Source organism: Epilithonimonas zeae (genome assembly GCF_900141765.1).
Classification (GTDB): domain Bacteria; phylum Bacteroidota; class Bacteroidia; order Flavobacteriales; family Weeksellaceae; genus Epilithonimonas; species Epilithonimonas zeae.
In genome coordinates this window covers 2,064,391-2,084,500 of sequence record NZ_FSRK01000001.1, presented here as the reverse complement: position 1 = coordinate 2,084,500, position 20,110 = coordinate 2,064,391, and the positions used below count along the sequence as shown (strand labels likewise).

Sequence of the window (20,110 nt, the reverse complement as noted above, 5' to 3'; positions counted from 1 at the left end):
AAAGTCTGGAGTGACTGAAATAGAAGAAGTTGTTATCACTAAATACAGAGCCGTAAAATCTAAAGCTGTTGAAATAATTTCTAGTATTGATATTAATAAAACATTATCGTCAATAGATAAAACACTAAGGTTAATTGCTCCTATAGTTCCTAATACTCCTGAAGAAAATGCAGCATTGAATGCAAGATATGGTAAATGTGGACATAATGATATTGGATGTGAATTTAAAAAAATGTGGGCTGCGATGAAGGATGTTCCAGGAGATTTTAAAAATGGAATTGAATCTATTGGAGAAAGTGAGGATACTGCAGAAATGGTAGTTGCAACAGCTATTTTACTTGTAAATATGAGAAAAGGTAATATGGGTAATGTTGCTAGAATGGGAAATTTTGGAGGCAAATTTATGAAACTAGCTAAGGCTCTTAAATTAAACATAAATAGTCCTACTACAATGAGCATATTAGAAAACGCAGATAAAACGGTACAAGAATTTATATTAACACATAGACAAGGGAGTATAAAATCAGTTTTTCCAGCAGAACATTTAAATAGTACGGTAAAAGAAGCATTGCAAAGTGGTAATACAACTGTACGTAAATTATTAACAGATAGTAGATTTTTGAAATAATGATAGATAATAAAAGTTCAGAAATAATTCGTTTGATAAAGACTTTAGAAACTGAAAATATAACGGGGCTTGAGGTAGTAGATTTTTGGGATTCCGATATTACAGCAATAGGATTGCGATTTGATGAAAAGTTACTTTATATATCTTCATATAACTATTTTGATACAAAAAATTACAATGTAATTATTGAAAATTTTGACACAGGCGAAATAATAGAACCTGAAAAAGATGTAGATTTTTACGGGGTTATAGCTAAGATTAAAGAACTTTCTAAATAATTTAAACCATAAAATCCAACTCAATTGAGTTGGATTTTTGTTGTTTTATGAGTAAGCTTTTTTCGCTTTATAATCTCGTATTGTTAGGTCTAGGAATCTTGTTATCATCGCCCTGTCCTCTTCGTTCATTTCCTGTATTACCTCGAACTTTTTGAGAAGTTCTTTGTCTTTAATAGATACTGTTTCATCATTCAGTAAAGCATCGCTTGAAATCCCCAAAGCATCCGCAATATTTTTAAGTGCATCCGCACGCGGAATACCAGAGGTATAATTTTTTCCAGCCGGTAATTCAAAGGTGTTGAGTTCAGTGTCCAGCAAAAATTTGTTGGATTGTGCAAAGAACAAATTAGATAAGCTGACAATGAAAAAGAATGAAAGAGATAGTGTTCTAACCATAGAGATGTTATTAGTGCTGCAAAGATAATTGTTTTTGGCAACTATATTTTTCATTGTACCAAATCAAAAAACAAAATTCTAAATGACAAAATTCAATATTTCTGTTATCTTAAAGTATATTATTATCCAATTAAACATATTCAAAGATCAGATTGACAGAAAAGAAGTTGTTTAATCTGTCCAGATCCAAATTGTTATTTCTTAGCTGTAAAAATTCATTTTCCTTAAAATACTTAAACCTAAATCGTAGAAATCTTATTGCCGCTATGTGTTGTGAATGGCCTCATCAATTTTCATTTTACTTTAATAACTGTTAAAGCAGGATTTCATTTCAATTACTCTTGATGCCCGTGAGGGTATGCGATTTTCTATAGCAAATCTATTCCGTTGTCACTGCTGAAAAAAATCTTTTTGGGTATCCGGAATCAGAGATCCCAGACCCTCCGCAAAAATATTTCAAGCTTTCTTCAATTGTCTTTCTTATTGTTTTCAAGGAATTGATTGCAGTTTTCATTGTGCCTGCCTGAATGGTGAATCCGCATAGAAAAGTCAGAAACCTCACCAGGTGCAAATGCAGTTCATTGAAATGATATCAATGATTTTAAATCTTCAGACAAATAATAACCAATGGGTTGTCCTACAAATTTGCAAAATCGATCCTCATAAATTGAAAGCTCCAATTTTTTATCTTTAAAATAAATGAATATTTGTTTAGATACTATCCCTAATATTTCGCCTTCGATGGAAATACCTTCTGTATAAAATACTCTATCTAAAAATAAAAAATATGACTCTTGATCTATCTCTATGATTTTTTTATTATTATCAATAACCTCAATCTTATGTACTTCTGAAAAGTTAATGACTACTAAGATATTACCATCAAAATACTCAAAACTTTTCATTGGATTTCTGTAATTCAAGAATTGGTGTGGAGTGTCAATTGGTTCAGGTGGCTCAATCATATCATAATGTGCTCTTTGCCAAGTGGCACCCTTTTCTGTTTCGAACCAATATTTATTTCCTTGACGAACTGCATAAAGTAAACCAGTTCGGGCAATGACCTGTTTTTCTGCATGTTTAGCAATTAGCCATAATAAATGTGCACCACTTCTATTAGCACCAGTACTACAACTATAAATAACAAATTCATTAAATCTTTCATTAAAAAATCTTTCTAATTGATCAGCCCATAAACTTTGATTCCCTGCGTAAATGTATTGATTCTCATCTGAAGATCCGGAAGGTCCTGCTCCTGTCTCAACAAACCCTGGAGCTCCATGTCCACCAATTCCTAATACTCTCTTTAAACCATTGCTTCCATTCCTAAGGTTATTAACCGCTTCTTGTGTCGTCAAATGTCTTCTAGCTCTTAGGTATATTGCACTATGATTGGATGCATTATCATTGTGAGATGAAACCGAGTATACTTCTTTATTAAAATCTGGATCAGGAAGTCTTTCAAAAAATAATTCTTTTGCTAACATAATATTTCATTTACCAATTAACTTGAAAGCTGGTAAGCTCATTTGAAATAAGCTCTAAGTCTTTAATTATCTCTTTATTATTTCCAAAGCCATCGTAAAAATGAATTGAAGCTTTTGAATTCTCATTAGGATTGTATTTGCATATGTTTCTGATATGTAAGTAGTGCCCTTTCTTGAAAAAAGGTACATTTATTATAAGTTCGATATCAAATCTAGGTTGCCTGTAATTTAAAAGTTCACCAATGTTTGAAATTCCAAAACTTTTATAATATTGATTTTCTGTTATGTTCGAGCCTATAAGTAGATATTTATAGTCACCTAATGGGCTAAGTTTTATATTTTCAATAAAATAGTAATAGGATTTTGAATTGATATTACTATCGTATCCAAATTTAATTTCAAAATAATTGGTCTTCTTGACAGCAATTTTAAATACACAATTTTCGCCAGAAATAATTTCTTCATTCAGTTTAATTTCTTCCATGTTTGATAGTTTTAAATTAATTTCCCCATTTTACAATCTCAGGAACAAAAAAAAATCTTTGTCTGGTAGGGCCAGGTACATCACATCCAATTTCACTAGAGGAATTAGCACCGACGATAATCGGATTCATAAGATAACTTATCCTTTGACCTGTCACATCGTCATTAGGAGGATCTGAAGTTACTCTCAATTGTACAGAAATTGATCTCGAAGGATGAGTGTTTTTTAAAATTTTAATATATCCGGCATAAATATTATGACAGATAGCTCCATCAATTACTTGGATGAATTGGTGTAGAGACTCACTCTCGTGTTGTTTTTCCATAATTATAATTTTTTAATATTGGTATTATAAATATACATTTAAATATTTAATTGTGAGATGATTATGTTTTTTTTAATAGGTGATTGCTAGTTTTATTGTTTTAACGGATTTTGCGCTGCGATGTCGAAAATTTTGTCTGTCAGTGAAGGCTTTCAGAGTTTCAAAATATATCTAAGGACTTTCTTCTAATCATCATTCTTTCTTATTTTATCAAAAGTTTGTTATTTCTTTAGTAATTATCGCTCTTTTCTAATAAATTTTACTGAACCAAGCTCTCCACAGACCAAACCTCAATGTACATTCTGCATCTGAGGTTATCTCATTTTCTATAGCAAATCTATTCCGTTGTCACGGCTGAAAAAAAATCTTTTTGGGTATCCGGAATCGGCGATTCCAAACCCTCCGCAAAAAGATTTCAAGCTTTCATCAATTGTCTTTCTTATTGTTTTCAAGGAATTGATTGCAGTTTTCCTTGTGCCTGCCCGAATGGTAATCCGCATAGAAAAGTCAGAAACCTCACAAGGTGCAAATGCAGTTCATTGAAATTTTGATTCTTATTTATTTTATTAGTATAGATCATTTGATATGATGTTATAAAAAGATAATTATTTCACGGTATTGATCAATTAGTTTGTCCGAATGGATTAGAGATTAATTCATCAAATTGAATTAGAAATCAATTCAACTAATCGAATTATAAATGTTTTGTACGATCAAATTGTAAATCAGTCTTATGGATTACAATCAAGTAAAGAATAGAAAAAGTCAAGATTTCCTTCAAGCTGCAATTACAGAATCTAGTGGTTTTTTAATAGTAGGTGCGGGAAATACAGGTCTCCGCCGCACTCGGAGCAATTCAGATGAAATTCAATATTGTAAACGAAATTTAATTGAGCTATTCAAGAAAAGGAAATTGTGAAAGGCTAATCTCATCATCAAGAGATGCAGTGCAAATTTTTAGAGAGCATTTTGATTCTGATGAAATGGATTATCGGGAATCTTTCTTTGCATTGTATCTGAACCAGGCTAACAAGGTTTTAGGAATTAAGAAAATATCAGAGTGTGGGATTTCTTCAACATTGGTCGATGTCAGAATTGTATTGCAGGCTGGTCTTCTTTGTAATGCTTCGGGGATTATCGTGGCTCATAATCATCCTTCGGGAAATCTTAAACCTTCAAGTGCTGATATTAAAATGACGGCTCAGATTTAAAGAGGCGTGTAAGGTGATGAGTATGTCTTTACTGGATCACGTGATTTTGACTTCGGATTCGCATTATTCTTTTGCGGATGATGGGATGATATGAGGTTTTTAAAATTATTAGGCTTCTTGTAATTGCTTTTGATAGTTAATACTGGTGAAGTGATGTGAAGTGATGTGAGATGAGATGAGATGAGATGAGATGAGATGAGATGAGGTGAGGTGAAGTGAGGTGAAGTGAGGTGAAGTGAGGTGAAGTGATGTGATGTGATGTGATGTGATGTGATGTGATGTGATGTGATGTGATGTGAGGTGAAGTGAGGTGAAGTGAAGTGAAGTGAAGTGAAGTGAAGTGAAGTGAAGTGAAGTGAAGTGAAGTGAAGTGAAGTGAAGTGAAGTGAAGTGAAGTGAAGTGAAGGTGTAAGTTGATGAGAATTGAAGCGAAGAGAGGAGAATTGAGACGTGATAAAGCCTTAAATTTTTTTAGAAGATAGCCATAATTAAACAGCTAAAAATTACAGTATACTCCAATAAGTCATAGCTACCAATACTCAATTGTTATCGTGAACAAAATCGAAATCTGATTAAAGCAGGGAGGATAAATTTAAAACTAACTAAGAAATCATCATTGTAATTAGCATCGGAAATATGATTAAACCAATAAGATTAAAAACAGATTGACTGAAAGATTTATATCAATGAAGGCATCAAAAAAGTGTATTAAAAAATAGGATTAACCACAAACTAATTAACAAATCATCATTATTAATAGCATCGGAAATCATACAGCAGTTTCAGAAAACAGTACCTTATTGGTACTTCGCCACAGTACTAATTCTGTGGGGATTGTAAAGAATGTCAATGAGCAGGGAAATCTTATAGACATTCAGCCCGACGGGACTGGAATTGATACCATGCTAAGTATTAATTCGTCGGCAGTATCTTTTTTAGATTTTTATACAAATTTTTATTATCAGCTTAAAGATCCTGCTGATTATTCATTTTTTAAAGTGAAAAAATATCAAGCGAGAGAAACTGCAATTGGTTTGCAGAAGTATTTGGAATCTTCTTCGGATAGAGAGAAAATGGATTTGATTGACTACGCAGTTTCTATCGAGAAAGTAGAATCCATCAGAAATCAAACAAACACTGGGAGAGATTCTTCTAAAATAAAGAATGGTCTTTATCAAAAGCCTTCTGAAATCAACTCTTTACAATACCGCTTTCAGATGGAAGATGTACCATGGGAACGATTGGCAGAGATAGGTCTTGATAGGGAAATGTTAGAGCGATCGGAAGTGTTAGATTGTTTGCTGAAAGGATATAAAACGCCCAAGTTGATTCGTGTATCATTGAAAAATGGAAAATCAGGAGTTAAAACTAATGCAAGATTGCAGTTGAGATTGAATAATGATGGGGAAGTAGTAGTTTGTATTCATAGAGTACAAGACAGATCGAATTTTAACCAGTTGTTTTTTGGTTATAGGTTTAGCCAAGAGGATGAATTTAATCTGTTGAATTCGGGAAATATGGGCAGAGTTGTGGAGCTTATTGATGAAGTGACCGGAGAATTGATACCTTCTTTAATCAGTATGGATAGGCTAACCAATGAATTGTTTTATTTGAGATTGGATTTTGTCAGAATTCCTGTGGTGGTTTGTGGTGTTCAGCTTGATAGGGCACAGCAGAGAATTCTGAAAGAAGGTAAGGCTTTGTTTGTTGAGGGGATGATTTCAAGAAATGGTAAAGAGTTTTCGGCTAATCTTCAGTTTAATGCTGAAAAACAATGTGTTGAGTTTTTGTTTGAGAGTGATGTGAAAATTTCTGAGTCGAAGATTTATAAAGATGAGGCTTTGGTTGAGATTCCGAAGATGTTTAGAGGGAAAAGGCTGTTTAATTGGCAGATGAATAAGTTGGAAAAAGGGGAGTGGGCTTATATTAATGGATTGGTTAGTAAAGGAGGAAAGAACTATCAAGGATATATTCGTTTTGATGAACTGTCTAAGAGGATTGTGTTTTCGTTTAAGAATCCAAATAAAATGTAGTTTACATGTCATAATGATTGTTGGCTAATCTATGGATGATAGAGGTGAAAACCTCCAAAGGATTTAGACTTTAGAGGTTTATTTGTTTATGTTGCTGTTTCGATATTGTTTTTGATTTTCGACTGATAGATTTGAAAGTCGAAGCTTTTTTTACTTGCTGAGGTAGCTTACAGGAGTTATATAATTTGGTGTCCTGGAGAAAATCGGGGGCAAAAATGCAATTCCTTCCTGCTGGCGGAAACGCATTTTTGCATAGTTTTAAAGCAAACATATTTCAAAAATATGGTAATGTTTGGATTTGGGATGTTTTTGAAAAAAACTTGCTGAACATTATTAAGATTTTGTTGATTTTTAAAATCTCCAAAGAGAAATCTAGGATTCTTAAAAGAGAACAAATCGTTAGTCTCAATAAAACTTCTATATTAGTTATAAATAGTTAATTTTGTTATAAACTAATTTCAATGGATAATAAATTGATTTCTGCAAAAGGAGAACGAGCTGCTATAGGAGGATATTTACCTCAATTTGATGAATTTGCATGGTTTGTTTATCTTAATTTAATTAATAAAAGTCTTTCTTGGATAAAAGTTGCAGACCCGGAAGCCGAAAAGCTCGATGATATCCAATATTCTACATCTTCAGAAGTTCATGCGTATCAAGTTAAATGGACAATTGCTGAGGCAGATATATCATATACTAATTTTATCAGCCTTTTACCCGTAATTGTATCAAGCTGGAAAAATTTGAAAAGAATTAATGTAAGTAAAAAGGTTATCCCACATTTGATTACAAATAAAAAATTATCTACGAGTGACACTATAAAAATCGGAAATGATAAGATAGGAAGCTTTAATGATTTTATAAATGAAGTTTGGAAAAAGCTACGTAACAAGTATGTAATTAATGATAAGTGGAATCCGGTCATTGAAGATTTAAAAAAAACACTTAATGTAGAAGAGGAAGAATTTAACGAATTTGTTGAAGTTTTTGATTTTCACCATGCCTACAAACAAAGAGAATTTAGTGTTACAAATTCAAAGTACTTAAGAGAGGATAATGATCTACAAGACTTGAGCCGATTTATTATAGAAAAAGTAGCAAGTCCAATACGACTCGTAGAATTCTCACGACTTCAGATAATCCAAGAACTAGGCTGGGAAAGCCGCTTTAAAACAACATTCAATCACGATATAGTAATAGATAGGAAGAAGTATCAGCCTATAACAAGTAGTTTAGACTTATTAAGTTCTAAGGTTAATCATCTAGAATCAGGCTATGTTTTTCTATCGGGAGGACCGGGCTCAGGTAAATCTACCTTGCTGAACCAATGGTCTAAAGCATCCACTGAAAGAATTATTAAATACTATGCTTTTGATTTTGCAAATCCATCATCACATTTAAATTATTATGAAAGAGGGAATGCAATTCATTTATTTTTTGATTTAGTTTTCCAAATAAAAGAAGAAGGTATATATAAAAGAGATATTTTACCTTATAAGGATCTTGTTTTTTTAAAAGATGTATTTTACGAACAAATAAAATACATTGGTGAAGAATATAATGAGTCTCAACAAAAAACTATAATCATTATTGACGGGTTAGACCATGTTCCAAGAGAATATAAATCAGCTTCAACCAATTTTCTTAGAGAACTTCCATTACCTGCAACATTACCAAGTGGTGTTATTATTATTTTAGGTAGTCAGTCTTACGATTTAAGCGACATTCCTCAAGAAGTTAAAAGTGAACAACAGAATTCCGAAAGAACTATAAAAATTGATTCTTTAAGAAAAGAAGACGTTTACAATTATATAGATAACGTAGATTTCATTGCCAAAGTAACCATTGGTATAAAATCAAAAATATATGAGAAGTCGCAAGGGCATCCCTTATATTTATCATATTTGGTAGAAAAATTATCAGGAATAGAGAGCTTAGAGGAAGTGATTGACTCCCTTCCAACAATTGAAGGAGATATAGATAACTATTATAAAAAGATTTGGGAACCAATTAATCAAGAGGAAAATTTAGTTAGTTTTTTAGGTTTGATTGCTAGAATAAAAGGCTTAATAAATATCGGTTTTTTACAAGAATGGTCTTTTGAAAGGGCAACACACAAATCATTTAACGAGAAAGCAAAAATTTTATTTAATGAAGAGAATAAAGCATTGTCTTTTTTTCATAATTCATTTAAACAATTTTTGTTAACTCAAACAGCCATAAATTATTTAAATAACGATTTTGATTTCATTTTGCATCGTAACTATCACAAACAGTTAGCGGAATATTATGAGAAATCTACTATCGAGCAACGATGGAATCAGAATTATCATTTGTTTGAATCAGAAGATTATGATAAATTTTTATCGGTTGCAACTCCGGAAGATTTCACGGCTCAGTTATTAAATTTTAGACCTACAGATGAAATTAAGAAAGATATAAATTTGGGTATTGAAATCAGTAGAAAGCAAAATAATTTAATCGTTCTCCTAAAATATTTGTTTTGTTCTGCTGAGATTGAAAGCAGGTTATTTAATATTAATCCTGCATCTCTTACAGAAGAACTCTTAGAAATAAACAAATTTAGCGAAGCTGTAGGATACTTAAGATCGGGAAATGTACTGCACTGCTCAGAATCTTATGCCTTAAAAGCATCTAGGATTTTTTTAAATTTTGGCTACAAGTCAGAAGCTGAGTTATTGTACAATTTAGCTTATCCTGAAATCATCATTAATCAAAAAATATTAATTGAAAATTCACATAATTATAGAGATACAAAAGATTCCTTGCAAGAATGGGTAACAACTGCTGCGTATTTTGAATCGATAGACAACATTTTATTAGTTGTTAATAGTATTGAATTTTCTAATGATACTGAAAATAATAGATTTGAAGAAAAAGAATCGGATTTACGTGTTCAAATATTAGAAAGTCTTGGTTATAGTATTATTCAGCAAAATAAATGGGATGATTTCAGTAAAATTTTAAGCAAAGTCAATACTAACACTAAAAAAGGTAAGAATGTAATATTTCATCTTTTCCAAAATGCAATTGAAGAATGCATTGATAGGAATGATAATAATCGTGCAATTGAATTTATATCTTCTATAAAAAGACATTTCACAATAGAGAATACGTCACCAATTGGAAGAATATTTATTGCCGATTTAATTTTCAAGGTCACTCAGGATATCATTGAAGTTTGTGAGTGGATTGAGAATATTAAACACCCTTCAAAAACCACAACAAAAGAAGTAGATTTGGGATATAGTGATTCTTTGGATCCATTTATTCCATTAATAAAGTTTAATAAATTACTGAATCTTTGCAATAAAGGAGTACCTATTACTGTTGCTATCCCTTCTGTTGCTTCTGGAAGTGATGAAGAAGTATTAGTTGAATTTGAAAGAATGTTATGTTTAATTTCTCAGGTAGTAAGTGAGGGAATAATGGGAAGTTTCTCGGGAGAAATTACTCAAAGGATGATTCCGGTTGTCAAATTTTATTATAAAGAAATTTCTCCGCGCAATAGTTATTGGTATAAAATACAACAGTGCAAAGAGGAGTATTTTAATCTCCTAATTTACGCTGTATCATTGACCGGAAAAGAAAATATAAATAAAATAGCTCATCAGCTTTTTTTAGAATTTGATAATAATAAAAAATACTGGAGCAGTAAAGTTCAGCGAAAGATAGTTTCATCTCTCATAGAAGAAAAATATTCAAAAGATATTTGTGTAGAACGATTGCAGGCAATTGAAAGTTTCATGTTGGATAATCACGATATTGATGGGCGTGTGCGAGAATGTATTGATCAGGCAAATATTTACTTTCAAATTAATGAGAATAGCGCAAGTGAAAAATGGTTAAAGCAGGCAATACAAGAATCAATAGGAATTGGCTACCGTAAAGACTATCAGTTTACTACTTGGATAAGGTGGTTGCGAGAAATAAATAAAGTTAATCCCGTGGGTGCTTCTGATAGAATCGTATGGTTCTTATCACACCTTAATCACATAAAAGAGACTACAGAGGGAAGAGCATATTGGGACGCTTCAGAAGATTTACTGGAGGTAGCTTATGAAAATAATTTAAGTGATGGAGTACTACAGTCTAATTGGCAAATAAAAAATGGACTGATAGATTTTAATGAGGCTTTGGCTCTTTTTATAAAGTATTTTACTAAACAGATAAATGCAGAACAAAATTATAATAATGCTGTTAACCTATATTGTGATTTATATTTACTCTTATCAGAATCCACGAGTATAAAATTACTTAAAGAAATCCTTAAAAAAGGATTTGAAATATGTGGTGAAAATATTTTCAAAAACCAACTTTCATATATTTTAAACAGTATAAATATAAATGCATTTGAGGCAGACAGGATGTATCTTTTAAAAGAGATAGACAATTTTTTTGTAACCCAAAATTTGAATACGATAGATCATTTTCCGGACTTTATTCTTCCAAATGATAAAGAAAATACTGATTCTTCCTCGAATGAATTGGTCTTAAAACCTGATTACAAAAGGTTATCTGAAAATCAAGTTCTTGAACAAATAAAAAGTTATGATGATTTTAAAGAAATGCTGCAAAATGAAGATAAGGGGAACTCATATTTTAACTGGTCAAAAGTTATAGATAAATTAGAACCAATAATTTCTCTCGATAATATCAAAGATATTAATGGCTTTGCAAAAATTACAAAAAGAGAATCAATATTTTATTCGAAAATGAGTGAAATAGCTTTGAATAAAGGAGATTCCGATTTAGCAAGAGATTTGGCCGAGAAAAGTATTGAATTGTCGAGCGAATCGGGATGGGTAAAACATTATGATGGAGGCTCTAGGATAGAAGCTTTTACTGCTTTAAAAAAAATTGATTCCTCAGCAGCAACAAAAAAAGCTTTTGAAGTTTTCTCATACAATGTAATAGAAACAGGTTATCCGAGTTCATATTTCTATGATTTAAGAAATATAATAGGGTTATTAACAGAAAGTTACCCAGAAGTAGAAATCTGGAATGAAGTTTTTAAATATCTCCAAAGGCTAATGTCTAATAGTAAACCTTTAGCGGACTTACCTTTATTAAACTCATTGGATATTCCACTTGAAAAGGTCTATGTTGATTATTTGGTTGAACTTTTAAAATCGCCAGTAAATATAATAAGAGAAAAAGCAATTATATTATTTGCAAAGTCTATTGAAGCTAATAATAAATACGCAAGCGATTATCTTACAAAACGAAAACTTAATGATTACTCTATTATTGAAATCATAGCTTCCTTATTTCATCTTAACCCAGAACAGACAATTAATTTTGTTCCACTAATTGAAGAATATGCTGTTTCTAAAGATTTTGAGATTAGGAGAGATTCTATCGAAATTCTTAATTTTTTAGGAAGAGATATTCCGCAGATTCAGTTTACAATTCTACCTGCTATTTATTCATTAAAGATTCCAGACATAAAATCACTAAAATCGGGTAGAGATTATGATCCCTATTTCCCAACTTTAGATGTTGAAAATCCTAATGATTTAATAAGACCATTTGGTTATATTATTAACTACATATCAAAAATATCGGGAGTAGATAGGTCTAATCTTTTAATAAGAACACAATCTTTAATGAAAGAGTTAGGCAATGAAAATGAATGGAGTGTTGATTTTGAAAAAGAAATAAGAAGTCATCTCGAAGACATTAATTTAAAATATTCATTTCATAGACCTCGAGTTATCGCAGCATTAAGAGCAATTAATCAATTAGCATCCGACTTAATAGATGCTAATTTCTGCTTCTCTGAAGAACTTAGTGAAATACTAAAAGACAAAGATAGAAACGTATCTTTTTTTTCCGTCATTAAAAAGCCAGCTTTCATTCCAAAAATTGAAAAAGATGAATTTGTAAGAAAAGATTGGGTTGATAAAATTGATGATAATGTAAGATTGCAGGAAAATAATTTTATTAATTATGATAATGGTTTTAAAATTATAGGTGAATATAATATTATTAAGAATCTAGATTGGGGAAGTCCAACTGAAGAATTTTCATCTCAAATTGCCATTATTAATAAAATAGACAATTCGGAACCATATATCTTTGGTTCAGTTTTTCATGAATCCAGCGATAATTATCACAAACTAAATGGAGGTGGTCATTTTATAATTGTTCATAGGGATCATAGATTTGGTCAGTTTGATGTTAAATCAAAGTGGATAGCAATAAATCCTGTTTTAGCAAGACATCTAAGTTGGATTCCGGAACCCAAAAAATTATTTGCATGGAAAAACAAAGCAGGAGAATTAATGGTAGAATCTATTTTTTGGGCAAGTGGTAATATGAATATGACTCCTAGAAAAGATGGTGAAGTGGGAGAGGGATGGTTTGTCATTGCATCTGATAAAGCTATAGAAGAAATAAAAAATATTGAAAAGAAGCTGTTTTTTCAAAAAAAATTAGTTAGATCAATATTTGAAGATGGTGAATTAATTGAAAATGAAAAATTGTTACATATGAATCTTAGAGATTAAAATTAATAGTTATCTTAACACATGAATACGTGACATTTATTTTAAATTTCAAAAAAAAAACTTATCCAGCAAATTTAAAATAGAGGGGTTTCAGAATTTGGTTTGATTTGAGGGCTTTCAATTTTTAACATTACAGCCATTGGAAAATCTACCCCCATGAGTAAAGCCTCGCCAGAACCTAATACCGGCAAGAAAGCCAAGGTATCTTTATTTGCTGAAGAACAAGCATTAGCAATAGCTTCTTTATCTTGATAATTTATTAACCTATGTGTTATGAACGTACCAATTTGACTTAATGTGCCATTAGGAATGTCTCGAGGCATCTGAGTAGCTAAACAAAGAAATAGTCCATATTTTCGACATTCTTTAGCTATGCTATCGAATGCACTTAAATCTGTAGATTCAAAATATTCATCTTTTACTTTTTTGTTTAGATATTGATGTGCTTCATCTATGAATAAAACTAATGGCTTCTTTTTAAATTTTTGATTTCGTGCTAAACCTAGTAAAAATTTCCCCACTGCATTTGCTAGTATTTCTCTAGCTTGAAAATCGAAGCTAACATCCTCAAAGCTTATTCTAAGTAAATTTAGTTCGTTGTCTATAAATGTATTAATACCATTTATAAGTTCATTATCGTCGCTTTTGAGTTTGCTAAATCCAAATACTTTATTAAATTCTGGATTATTTATCAAATTATTTATTCGTAATATTAGGCTTACGCAGTTATTTAAATGACCTTCATTATGACCTCCCCATTTTTTGCTGTCATTTCTGTCAATATCGTAGATGCATTCCTTTGTAATTTGTAACCCAAGATTTCTAATGTCAAAATTTGAACTAATACTTTCAATCTCTTTAATGAATGTATTATAGATTCTATTGAAGGGTTTTATAGAATTTCCAGCTTTTACAATATTCTTATCTTTAACATAAATATTCTCACGTACTTGATCCTTGATTTTTATGGAGTATGTATTTTCATCAGATTTGATAATTAAATCGTTATCTATATTGTTTTCCAATATTCTTAAAACCTTTAAAGATTTTATTGCCTCCATTAATTTAGGAGCTTGAACTTGTCCCGATGGCTTTAAGAGTACAAATAAATCTGCTACTGTCAAGTTGGAATAATGAAAGAAAGAATCTTTTGAAAGTATTAATGGCGTGCTGGATTTACCTTCCAAACTATCAAAATTAGAATATTCGCCCGTTGGATCGATAATTATAGCCTTATTTTTATTCTCTATTATTCCTTGCAATAGTCGACTAACAGTGTAGCTTTTACCACCGCCAGTCGTTCCGACGATAGCACAGTGCCTTCCAAATAAAGCTTGTTGTGATAATTCGACAACGGTAGATTTATCGTAAGTTAAATGTCCTACGTTAATGGTTGGAGGAGTTCCAATATAGCCGTCTTTAACTCCAAAATTTTTAAAATAACCTTTAATAAATTCGGATGAACATATAAATACCTTAGATCCAATCATTGGGAGTGAATTCAAACCTTTATCAATTTTAGTAGGATTGAACAATTCGAATGATAACAATATTTCTATTTTACCAGTTGGATGGAAGTCTTTAGTACTAAAAGATTTTTCGCTTAATTCCAACCGCTCCTTTTCAGGTAAACTTAGTTCAAGTATTTTACCTAAAAATCCATATTTTTCACCTTCAATGACTACATAATTTCCTACTAATCCGCCCTTTAATTCTTCACCATAAAAAGTGAATGATTTCATTAAAACTGATGACGGAAAATGGACTTTCACATATTGTGGTAATACTTGGTTTATATAGCCTATGAAATGACTATGATTAAAGGGATTATTGCTCATCTGGATCTGAATTTATGTTGAGAATAACCTTTTTTACATCTTCCTGATTGTATGATTTAAGATCTGGATAATTATCTGCGAAATCTTTGAATAATTCTGAAATCAGGGCAATGTTATTGTGCTTTTGTGCGGCTTCGAAAAAAGGTTTAAATGTCTGAGACGTTTCATCAATACTTTTATTGACAACCACTAATTGGAAGCTAGGATTTTGTTCTAATGCTTCTATGATAGCAGTCACTAAATGTTTGTCATTGAAGCTAAAACCAATGCAAACTAGTAAGACATTCTCATTTCTTAAATTTTGCTGGAATCGAGACATCATCTCAAAGTAAGGTTGTTCATATGAACTCTCGTATTTGCTATCTTTTGGAAATATCATTAAAGGATTTTCAATATTTTCTCTTTGTATTATTTCACTGTTTTCTTTTGTCCAATCTACAGAACCATGTGGTTTGTAAAGATGAAAAACTTTCTGAACAAAGTTATCTTCTTCTTTAACTCTGCTTGAATTTCTTGAAACAATATCTAAGTCAAAATTTCTTCCGCTGAAAGTACGAGGATGCGAAAACGAAAATCCGTCTATAATTGTGAAATTCTTCTTTCTGCCTGCTTGCTCAAATAACGTATCATAGTTCAGTGTAAATATCTTTACTCTTGGTAATGTTACCTTTCGTTTAGTTATTTTTTCGACAAATACCAAGTGCGGAGCATCCTCAGGAAGTTTTAATGTGCAGTTTAATTTAATAAGCTGTTCAATGGTTTTGATCGTTTCCTCTATATTAATCTTTTTTATTTCATCAGTCTCCTCTGTTGTATCGATTACAAAATTTTTAGCAATGTTAGCAAGAGAAAGTAATTTTTCAAGGTTTTTATCATATTCTCTAACTTCTTTATCAAGTTTAAACTCTGTATAAGTTACTAAATCACAAAATCTTTGTAATACAGGAGTAGTAAGTTTAGCTTCAACACTATCCCATAATTGAGACATTATCTTACCCTTTCTTTCTACCTCAATCTCCAATTCTTCATCTATTATGTTTTGCCCTATGTCCACTGAAGATCCTGCACCAGATAAGATAACAAAATTTTCAAACTGATTATTAAGAAATTCTGCATACTTTTTTCGCTTTGCGGTATTGGCGTAATCTAATTTATTAAGTTTTTCGTCTTTGTCAAAGTCTTGTTGCACTCCGTCAATGAAGACGGCACTAACATCATCACCATTTAACTCGATAGCTACTGATTTTTGACCATTTAAATAGAGGTAATTCTTCATTTGCAAAATTTATAAAATGTTGTTAATTAGTATTTGCTAAGAAATAGGGTAAGAAATTAGTAACTATAATTCTACAATGATGAAACATAGTCTGGAACAGTTTTAAAAATTATATTATCATCTGATTTTATCCTTTTACCAAAAAAGGTTTTGTACCATTTTATATCTTTTGCTTTATCAAATTCAGATTTTTCATTACCATTACTATCTTTGGGATAGCAGAGGACTTCAACTTCCGCATGATTTGGGATACATCGAGATAATAGTTGTCTAATTTCAAAATCTGCTTGAGGCAGGGAATATCCAATAAATACAACTTTTGACGCTTCAGAAAGTTCAATTCCCGCATTCTGCCAAACCAATTGAATTTGAATATTACTTAAATCTTTTAGAAAAGTTGGGAGTAGTAGATTACTTTTAAGTTTAATTGCATTATCGGTTTTCGGAATTTTCATATTTGTAAAACAATGATTGCAAGGTGGAGGAGGACTTAACATAGTCTTTTCTCCAAATTTCACATACATGCGTTGACAACTTGGACAGTGCAACCAGTTCATGGATCCATGGAGTTTCAGATATTTTATATTGTAGCCATCTCGTCCTAAAGCTAATAAGCCGGGCTTAATTAAATCATCATGTTTATCTAAAGAACTGATATAGCAACAATAGTCTACTACAGCTAATTTTTTACTTTTCTTTTGCTCTTCTTGTTGTGAATATTCTTTTACCAATTCATTCAAAGAGTTATCTAATATAATATCCCAGTTTGTAGTAATTATTGCAATCTGATCTTTTTGATCAATTAATCTTTCTTTTGCGATTTTATTGATGTAAACAGCGAAATTATCTATATACTCGCTATTTTTTTTCCGATAATCAACACCATATTTTATAGCGGCTCCCATCAGTAAGTGAAATTTTTCTCTTTTATTTGATAACTCTTTTACATCAAAATTCTTAAAAGATTTTCCATTAGATAACGAACGATCAATAGGAGTGAAAATGTCTTCCAAAGCTATAGAATCCCACAGCTTTTTGTCAATCTGTAAAGTATCTTTTATAAATAAAATAAATTCTTCCTTAGCTTGAAGAATGTCTTCTCTATCTATAAATTTGATTGTAAAATCCTCATCTAAGATGAATTGAATAATTTGATTTTGAATAGGTCCACCAGCATCGGCGGAAAACCCAGCTCCCAAAAAGTAAACTGTTTTTTTCATGATTATAAGTTAGTTAGTTTTGTTTGATTTTACTTGAATAATAATATAGTATTAGTTTACTCAATTAAAATTGTATCTTCTAAAAGGTTCATCTATATTTTTTAACTCCTCCCATTCAAAATCGTAAAAGTCCGATTGAACCCATGAATGGGGAAATTTTATTCCAAAAAGGCTTTCCTGTACTATGAAAAAACCATCATCATCATTTGAACCAAACATATTTCTTTGAAATTGATGAAATGCATTACTATGAAACTGTGCAGCCAGTAGTGAAAATAATCCAGTTATTGATTTTGTTAAATTTTTTAGGGATGCCAAATGAAAATATTCACTCCTATTATGTTTAACTTGATTGTAATCTCGATACCAGCCTAGCGGTGTAAATTCGTTGGCGTTTTGCCAATCTTTAAACGGCTCAGTGATTAAAGGTTGAGGTGACCATATGCTAATTTTTACTTGGTACTCATCTAGCTTCATTGCTTTATTTAATTTAAAATAGTCTTGAATTGTTAGACTCCTTGTGGTATTGTAATTATTAGCTTTCAAAATACCTTTGCAATTATTTTCAAATTCAGTGCATGTCCTCAAATATAATTCATAAATTCTATGTGAAAATATATCCTTATTAGCGTCATGGAATTCTATATAGTCAAAAAGTTTTTTGAAGTCATTTATTATAATATAGAAAGAATGTAATAAAGAATGTTTTTCAGCACAATAACGATTATCAAAATAATGCTCTGTGTGATAATTAAAGCTTAAGCCATCTGGATTGGCAAAACGAGGTCTAATGATTCTGTAATATGGGGAAATTATATTATCCATTTTCCATCTTAATTTTTTTAAATTTACAAAAATCAAAAATATAAAGCAGTATAATGTTACAAGATTTAGTACGATAGTAGCAAAAAAATAGCAAATATTCTTCGTGCAATTACATCAAACATACCATAAAATAGTAAAATCATGTAAGAAATAATTTGGAATTAACTAGTAATTGTCGTGCTCTCAAATTCAATAAAAGTAAACTATGTGTATTCATAAAAGTTCAATACAAATTAAAACACCTTCTGTGTAGCTATATCCATAGCCAAATCCATAGCTTCCACCACCACCACTTACTTTTCTGTCTCAGAAAAAACTCTTCGTGAACTTGATATTCCTTCAGAGCTATATTGATAGTTATAGCGACCAGAAGAGACAGGAACAATTGAAATTACTCTAACATTTTGAGAAGATAATTTCTCAAGTTCATCTGTAATATCTTTAGATAATCTTTTTCCGTCAACTTCTGAATCTGACCATCCAACAATTTTTGGGGATACTATCCTTCTAGTAATTTGTTTTTCTTGTCCTAACCAGTTCTTTTTAGTTTCTCCGGTAGGTACATTATCAGCTACATTTTGTATTATTGGTTTGAAATGTGCTGGAATAAATATAGTTTTTATCATTTCATTATTTTAGGAAAGACTCGCTTTGATATAGTATCAAAACATTTGATTATTACAATCTTCAATTTACGAAATTATATGCTCTTATAATCTTTTTGTGTGAATAAAATGATTGAAGATCAATTCTACTTCTAATGTAAAATAAAGTATTTTCTTATATATTTACACAGTTTCAGATTTTTGTAACGAAGGCAAAGTAATGTTATAAACAATTATAGTTAGTAGCCTTTTAGTATTGATATAATTTAAAAATATATCTGTCAAAAAATATTTGATAAAACGATATTTAAAAGATAAAGAAGGCAAATAACGAAAGAAAATTGAAAAAAGAATTATCATTTTACAATTACACGCAACTTAATAAAGAAGACCAGTATGATTTGGTTTTTAGAGAAGGTGAATTTATTGATTCATCTTTGAAAAATGATGTGAAATTTGTTTTGTATAAGCTATATGATTTTTATGTTGAAATAGTTTATGATTTCGAAGAAAACAAAATTTTAAATCTTACGAGCTTTTTAAAATCTGAATAAAATTGAGAAAATGATATCAGCTCTAGAATTTTTTAATAGGGAATTCTTAATTACTTATTAGTTTTTCTTTTGTTATGATTTTTAAATTCTTTTTCTAGGCGTTCAATTTCGATATCAATTTTATTTATTTCATTTTCAGTTAGTTTGGAGAATATAAATAAAATATCTAGATTAAAGAAATTACAAAATTTAATGAGACTTTCTATGGTTGGATTTGTTTCAGCTCTTTCAATTCTGCCAATTTGATTACCAGAAAGATTTATTTCATTTCCAAGTTGTAATTGTGAAAGTTTTTTTGAAAGTCTATAAAATCTGAACAACTTTCCAATTTGAAATTTCAATTCCTCTATATCCCATATATACATTTAGTAAATTTTGGATTTTCTCAACTTTTTCATCAACACATATATGTGTTTT

The 20,110-nt window shown here is 30.6% G+C and carries 17 protein-coding genes; 7 read left to right on the top strand and 10 right to left on the bottom strand.

All coding sequences use genetic code 11. The features are described from left to right. Positions 1–627 precede the first annotated feature (627 nt). Complete coding sequence (locus BUR19_RS09540; protein ID WP_074235108.1) at positions 628–906, top strand: hypothetical protein; 279 nt, start codon at positions 628–630, stop codon at positions 904–906. 45 nt (positions 907–951) lie between these two features. Here the strand turns inward: BUR19_RS09540 and BUR19_RS09535 are convergent, their stop codons facing one another. The 4 genes from BUR19_RS09535 to BUR19_RS09520 all read right to left on the bottom strand — a co-directional run bounded on the left by BUR19_RS09535 (position 952) and on the right by BUR19_RS09520 (position 3,598). Then, positions 952–1,356, bottom strand: coding sequence for a hypothetical protein (locus BUR19_RS09535; RefSeq protein ID WP_139297300.1), 405 nt, complete (start codon positions 1,354–1,356; stop codon positions 952–954). 524 nt (positions 1,357–1,880) lie between these two features. Next, on the bottom strand, positions 1,881–2,789 hold the full coding sequence (locus BUR19_RS09530) for a hypothetical protein (RefSeq protein WP_074235106.1): 909 nt from the start codon (positions 2,787–2,789) through the stop codon (positions 1,881–1,883). 10 nt (positions 2,790–2,799) lie between these two features. Continuing rightward, positions 2,800–3,273 carry a hypothetical protein gene (locus tag BUR19_RS09525; RefSeq protein ID WP_074235105.1) on the bottom strand — a complete coding sequence of 158 codons (474 nt, stop codon included), beginning with the start codon at positions 3,271–3,273 and terminating at the stop codon, positions 2,800–2,802. A gap of 16 nt (positions 3,274–3,289) precedes the next feature. After that, on the bottom strand, positions 3,290–3,598 hold the full coding sequence (locus tag BUR19_RS09520) for a hypothetical protein (protein ID WP_074235104.1): 309 nt from the start codon (positions 3,596–3,598) through the stop codon (positions 3,290–3,292). Between the two features lie 345 nt (positions 3,599–3,943). Between BUR19_RS09520 and BUR19_RS18800 the strand changes: the two genes are divergently transcribed. The 5 genes from BUR19_RS18800 to BUR19_RS09500 all read left to right on the top strand — a co-directional run bounded on the left by BUR19_RS18800 (position 3,944) and on the right by BUR19_RS09500 (position 13,375). Beyond that, positions 3,944–4,141 carry a hypothetical protein gene (locus BUR19_RS18800; RefSeq protein WP_139297299.1) on the top strand — a complete coding sequence of 66 codons (198 nt, stop codon included), beginning with the start codon at positions 3,944–3,946 and terminating at the stop codon, positions 4,139–4,141. A gap of 347 nt (positions 4,142–4,488) precedes the next feature. Beyond that, a complete protein-coding gene (locus tag BUR19_RS09515) occupies positions 4,489–4,809 on the top strand; it encodes a JAB domain-containing protein (RefSeq protein ID WP_245799051.1) in 321 nt (106 codons plus the stop codon). Between the two features lie 16 nt (positions 4,810–4,825). Continuing rightward, positions 4,826–4,903, top strand: a complete 78-nt coding sequence (locus BUR19_RS19140; RefSeq protein WP_317041450.1) for a hypothetical protein — start codon at positions 4,826–4,828, stop codon at positions 4,901–4,903. 706 nt (positions 4,904–5,609) lie between these two features. Next, entirely contained in the window at positions 5,610–6,842 is a 1,233-nt protein-coding gene (locus tag BUR19_RS09510) for a DUF3945 domain-containing protein (RefSeq protein WP_139297298.1), read from the top strand. 461 nt (positions 6,843–7,303) lie between these two features. Then, positions 7,304–13,375 carry an NACHT domain-containing protein gene (locus BUR19_RS09500; protein WP_074235101.1) on the top strand — a complete coding sequence of 2,024 codons (6,072 nt, stop codon included), beginning with the start codon at positions 7,304–7,306 and terminating at the stop codon, positions 13,373–13,375. A 74-nt stretch (positions 13,376–13,449) separates the two neighbouring features. Here the strand turns inward: BUR19_RS09500 and BUR19_RS09495 are convergent, their stop codons facing one another. The 5 genes from BUR19_RS09495 to BUR19_RS09475 form a co-directional block, all read right to left on the bottom strand. Then, entirely contained in the window at positions 13,450–15,213 is a 1,764-nt protein-coding gene (locus tag BUR19_RS09495) for an ATP-binding protein (RefSeq protein WP_074235100.1), read from the bottom strand. Then, positions 15,203–16,489: an SIR2 family protein gene (locus tag BUR19_RS09490; protein WP_074235099.1), complete on the bottom strand. Its 1,287-nt coding sequence runs from the start codon at positions 16,487–16,489 to the stop codon at positions 15,203–15,205. The genes BUR19_RS09495 and BUR19_RS09490 overlap by 11 nt, the downstream gene beginning before the upstream one ends. 71 nt (positions 16,490–16,560) lie before the next feature. Then, a complete protein-coding gene (locus BUR19_RS09485; protein WP_074235098.1) occupies positions 16,561–17,709 on the bottom strand; it encodes an SIR2 family protein in 1,149 nt (382 codons plus the stop codon). A gap of 60 nt (positions 17,710–17,769) precedes the next feature. After that, positions 17,770–18,534 (bottom strand): hypothetical protein, encoded by a 765-nt coding sequence (locus tag BUR19_RS09480; protein WP_074235097.1) that lies wholly within the window; start codon positions 18,532–18,534, stop codon positions 17,770–17,772. 293 nt (positions 18,535–18,827) lie between these two features. Then, positions 18,828–19,160, bottom strand: coding sequence for a hypothetical protein (locus tag BUR19_RS09475; RefSeq protein ID WP_221407776.1), 333 nt, complete (start codon positions 19,158–19,160; stop codon positions 18,828–18,830). A 320-nt stretch (positions 19,161–19,480) separates the two neighbouring features. Here BUR19_RS09475 and BUR19_RS09470 point away from each other — a divergent pair, with 320 nt between their 5' ends. Beyond that, positions 19,481–19,693, top strand: coding sequence for a hypothetical protein (locus tag BUR19_RS09470; RefSeq protein ID WP_074235096.1), 213 nt, complete (start codon positions 19,481–19,483; stop codon positions 19,691–19,693). Positions 19,694–19,743: 50 nt separating this feature from the next. Here the strand turns inward: BUR19_RS09470 and BUR19_RS09465 are convergent, their stop codons facing one another. After that, positions 19,744–20,058, bottom strand: a complete 315-nt coding sequence (locus BUR19_RS09465; RefSeq protein ID WP_074235095.1) for a helix-turn-helix domain-containing protein — start codon at positions 20,056–20,058, stop codon at positions 19,744–19,746. Between the last annotated feature and the right edge of the window lie 52 nt (positions 20,059–20,110).

Coding starts and splice junctions, on each gene's coding strand:
- BUR19_RS09540 (WP_074235108.1), top strand. CDS start 628: ATGATAGATAATAAAAGTTCAGAAATAATTCGTTTGATAAAGACTTTA.
- BUR19_RS09535 (WP_139297300.1), bottom strand. CDS start 1,356: ATGAAAAATATAGTTGCCAAAAACAATTATCTTTGCAGCACTAATAAC.
- BUR19_RS09530 (WP_074235106.1), bottom strand. CDS start 2,789: ATGTTAGCAAAAGAATTATTTTTTGAAAGACTTCCTGATCCAGATTTT.
- BUR19_RS09525 (WP_074235105.1), bottom strand. CDS start 3,273: ATGGAAGAAATTAAACTGAATGAAGAAATTATTTCTGGCGAAAATTGT.
- BUR19_RS09520 (WP_074235104.1), bottom strand. CDS start 3,598: ATGGAAAAACAACACGAGAGTGAGTCTCTACACCAATTCATCCAAGTA.
- BUR19_RS19140 (WP_317041450.1), top strand. CDS start 4,826: ATGAGTATGTCTTTACTGGATCACGTGATTTTGACTTCGGATTCGCAT.
- BUR19_RS09500 (WP_074235101.1), top strand. CDS start 7,304: ATGGATAATAAATTGATTTCTGCAAAAGGAGAACGAGCTGCTATAGGA.
- BUR19_RS09495 (WP_074235100.1), bottom strand. CDS start 15,213: ATGAGCAATAATCCCTTTAATCATAGTCATTTCATAGGCTATATAAAC.
- BUR19_RS09490 (WP_074235099.1), bottom strand. CDS start 16,489: ATGAAGAATTACCTCTATTTAAATGGTCAAAAATCAGTAGCTATCGAG.
- BUR19_RS09485 (WP_074235098.1), bottom strand. CDS start 17,709: ATGAAAAAAACAGTTTACTTTTTGGGAGCTGGGTTTTCCGCCGATGCT.
- BUR19_RS09480 (WP_074235097.1), bottom strand. CDS start 18,534: ATGGATAATATAATTTCCCCATATTACAGAATCATTAGACCTCGTTTT.
- BUR19_RS09475 (WP_221407776.1), bottom strand. CDS start 19,160: ATGATAAAAACTATATTTATTCCAGCACATTTCAAACCAATAATACAA.
- BUR19_RS09465 (WP_074235095.1), bottom strand. CDS start 20,058: ATGTATATATGGGATATAGAGGAATTGAAATTTCAAATTGGAAAGTTG.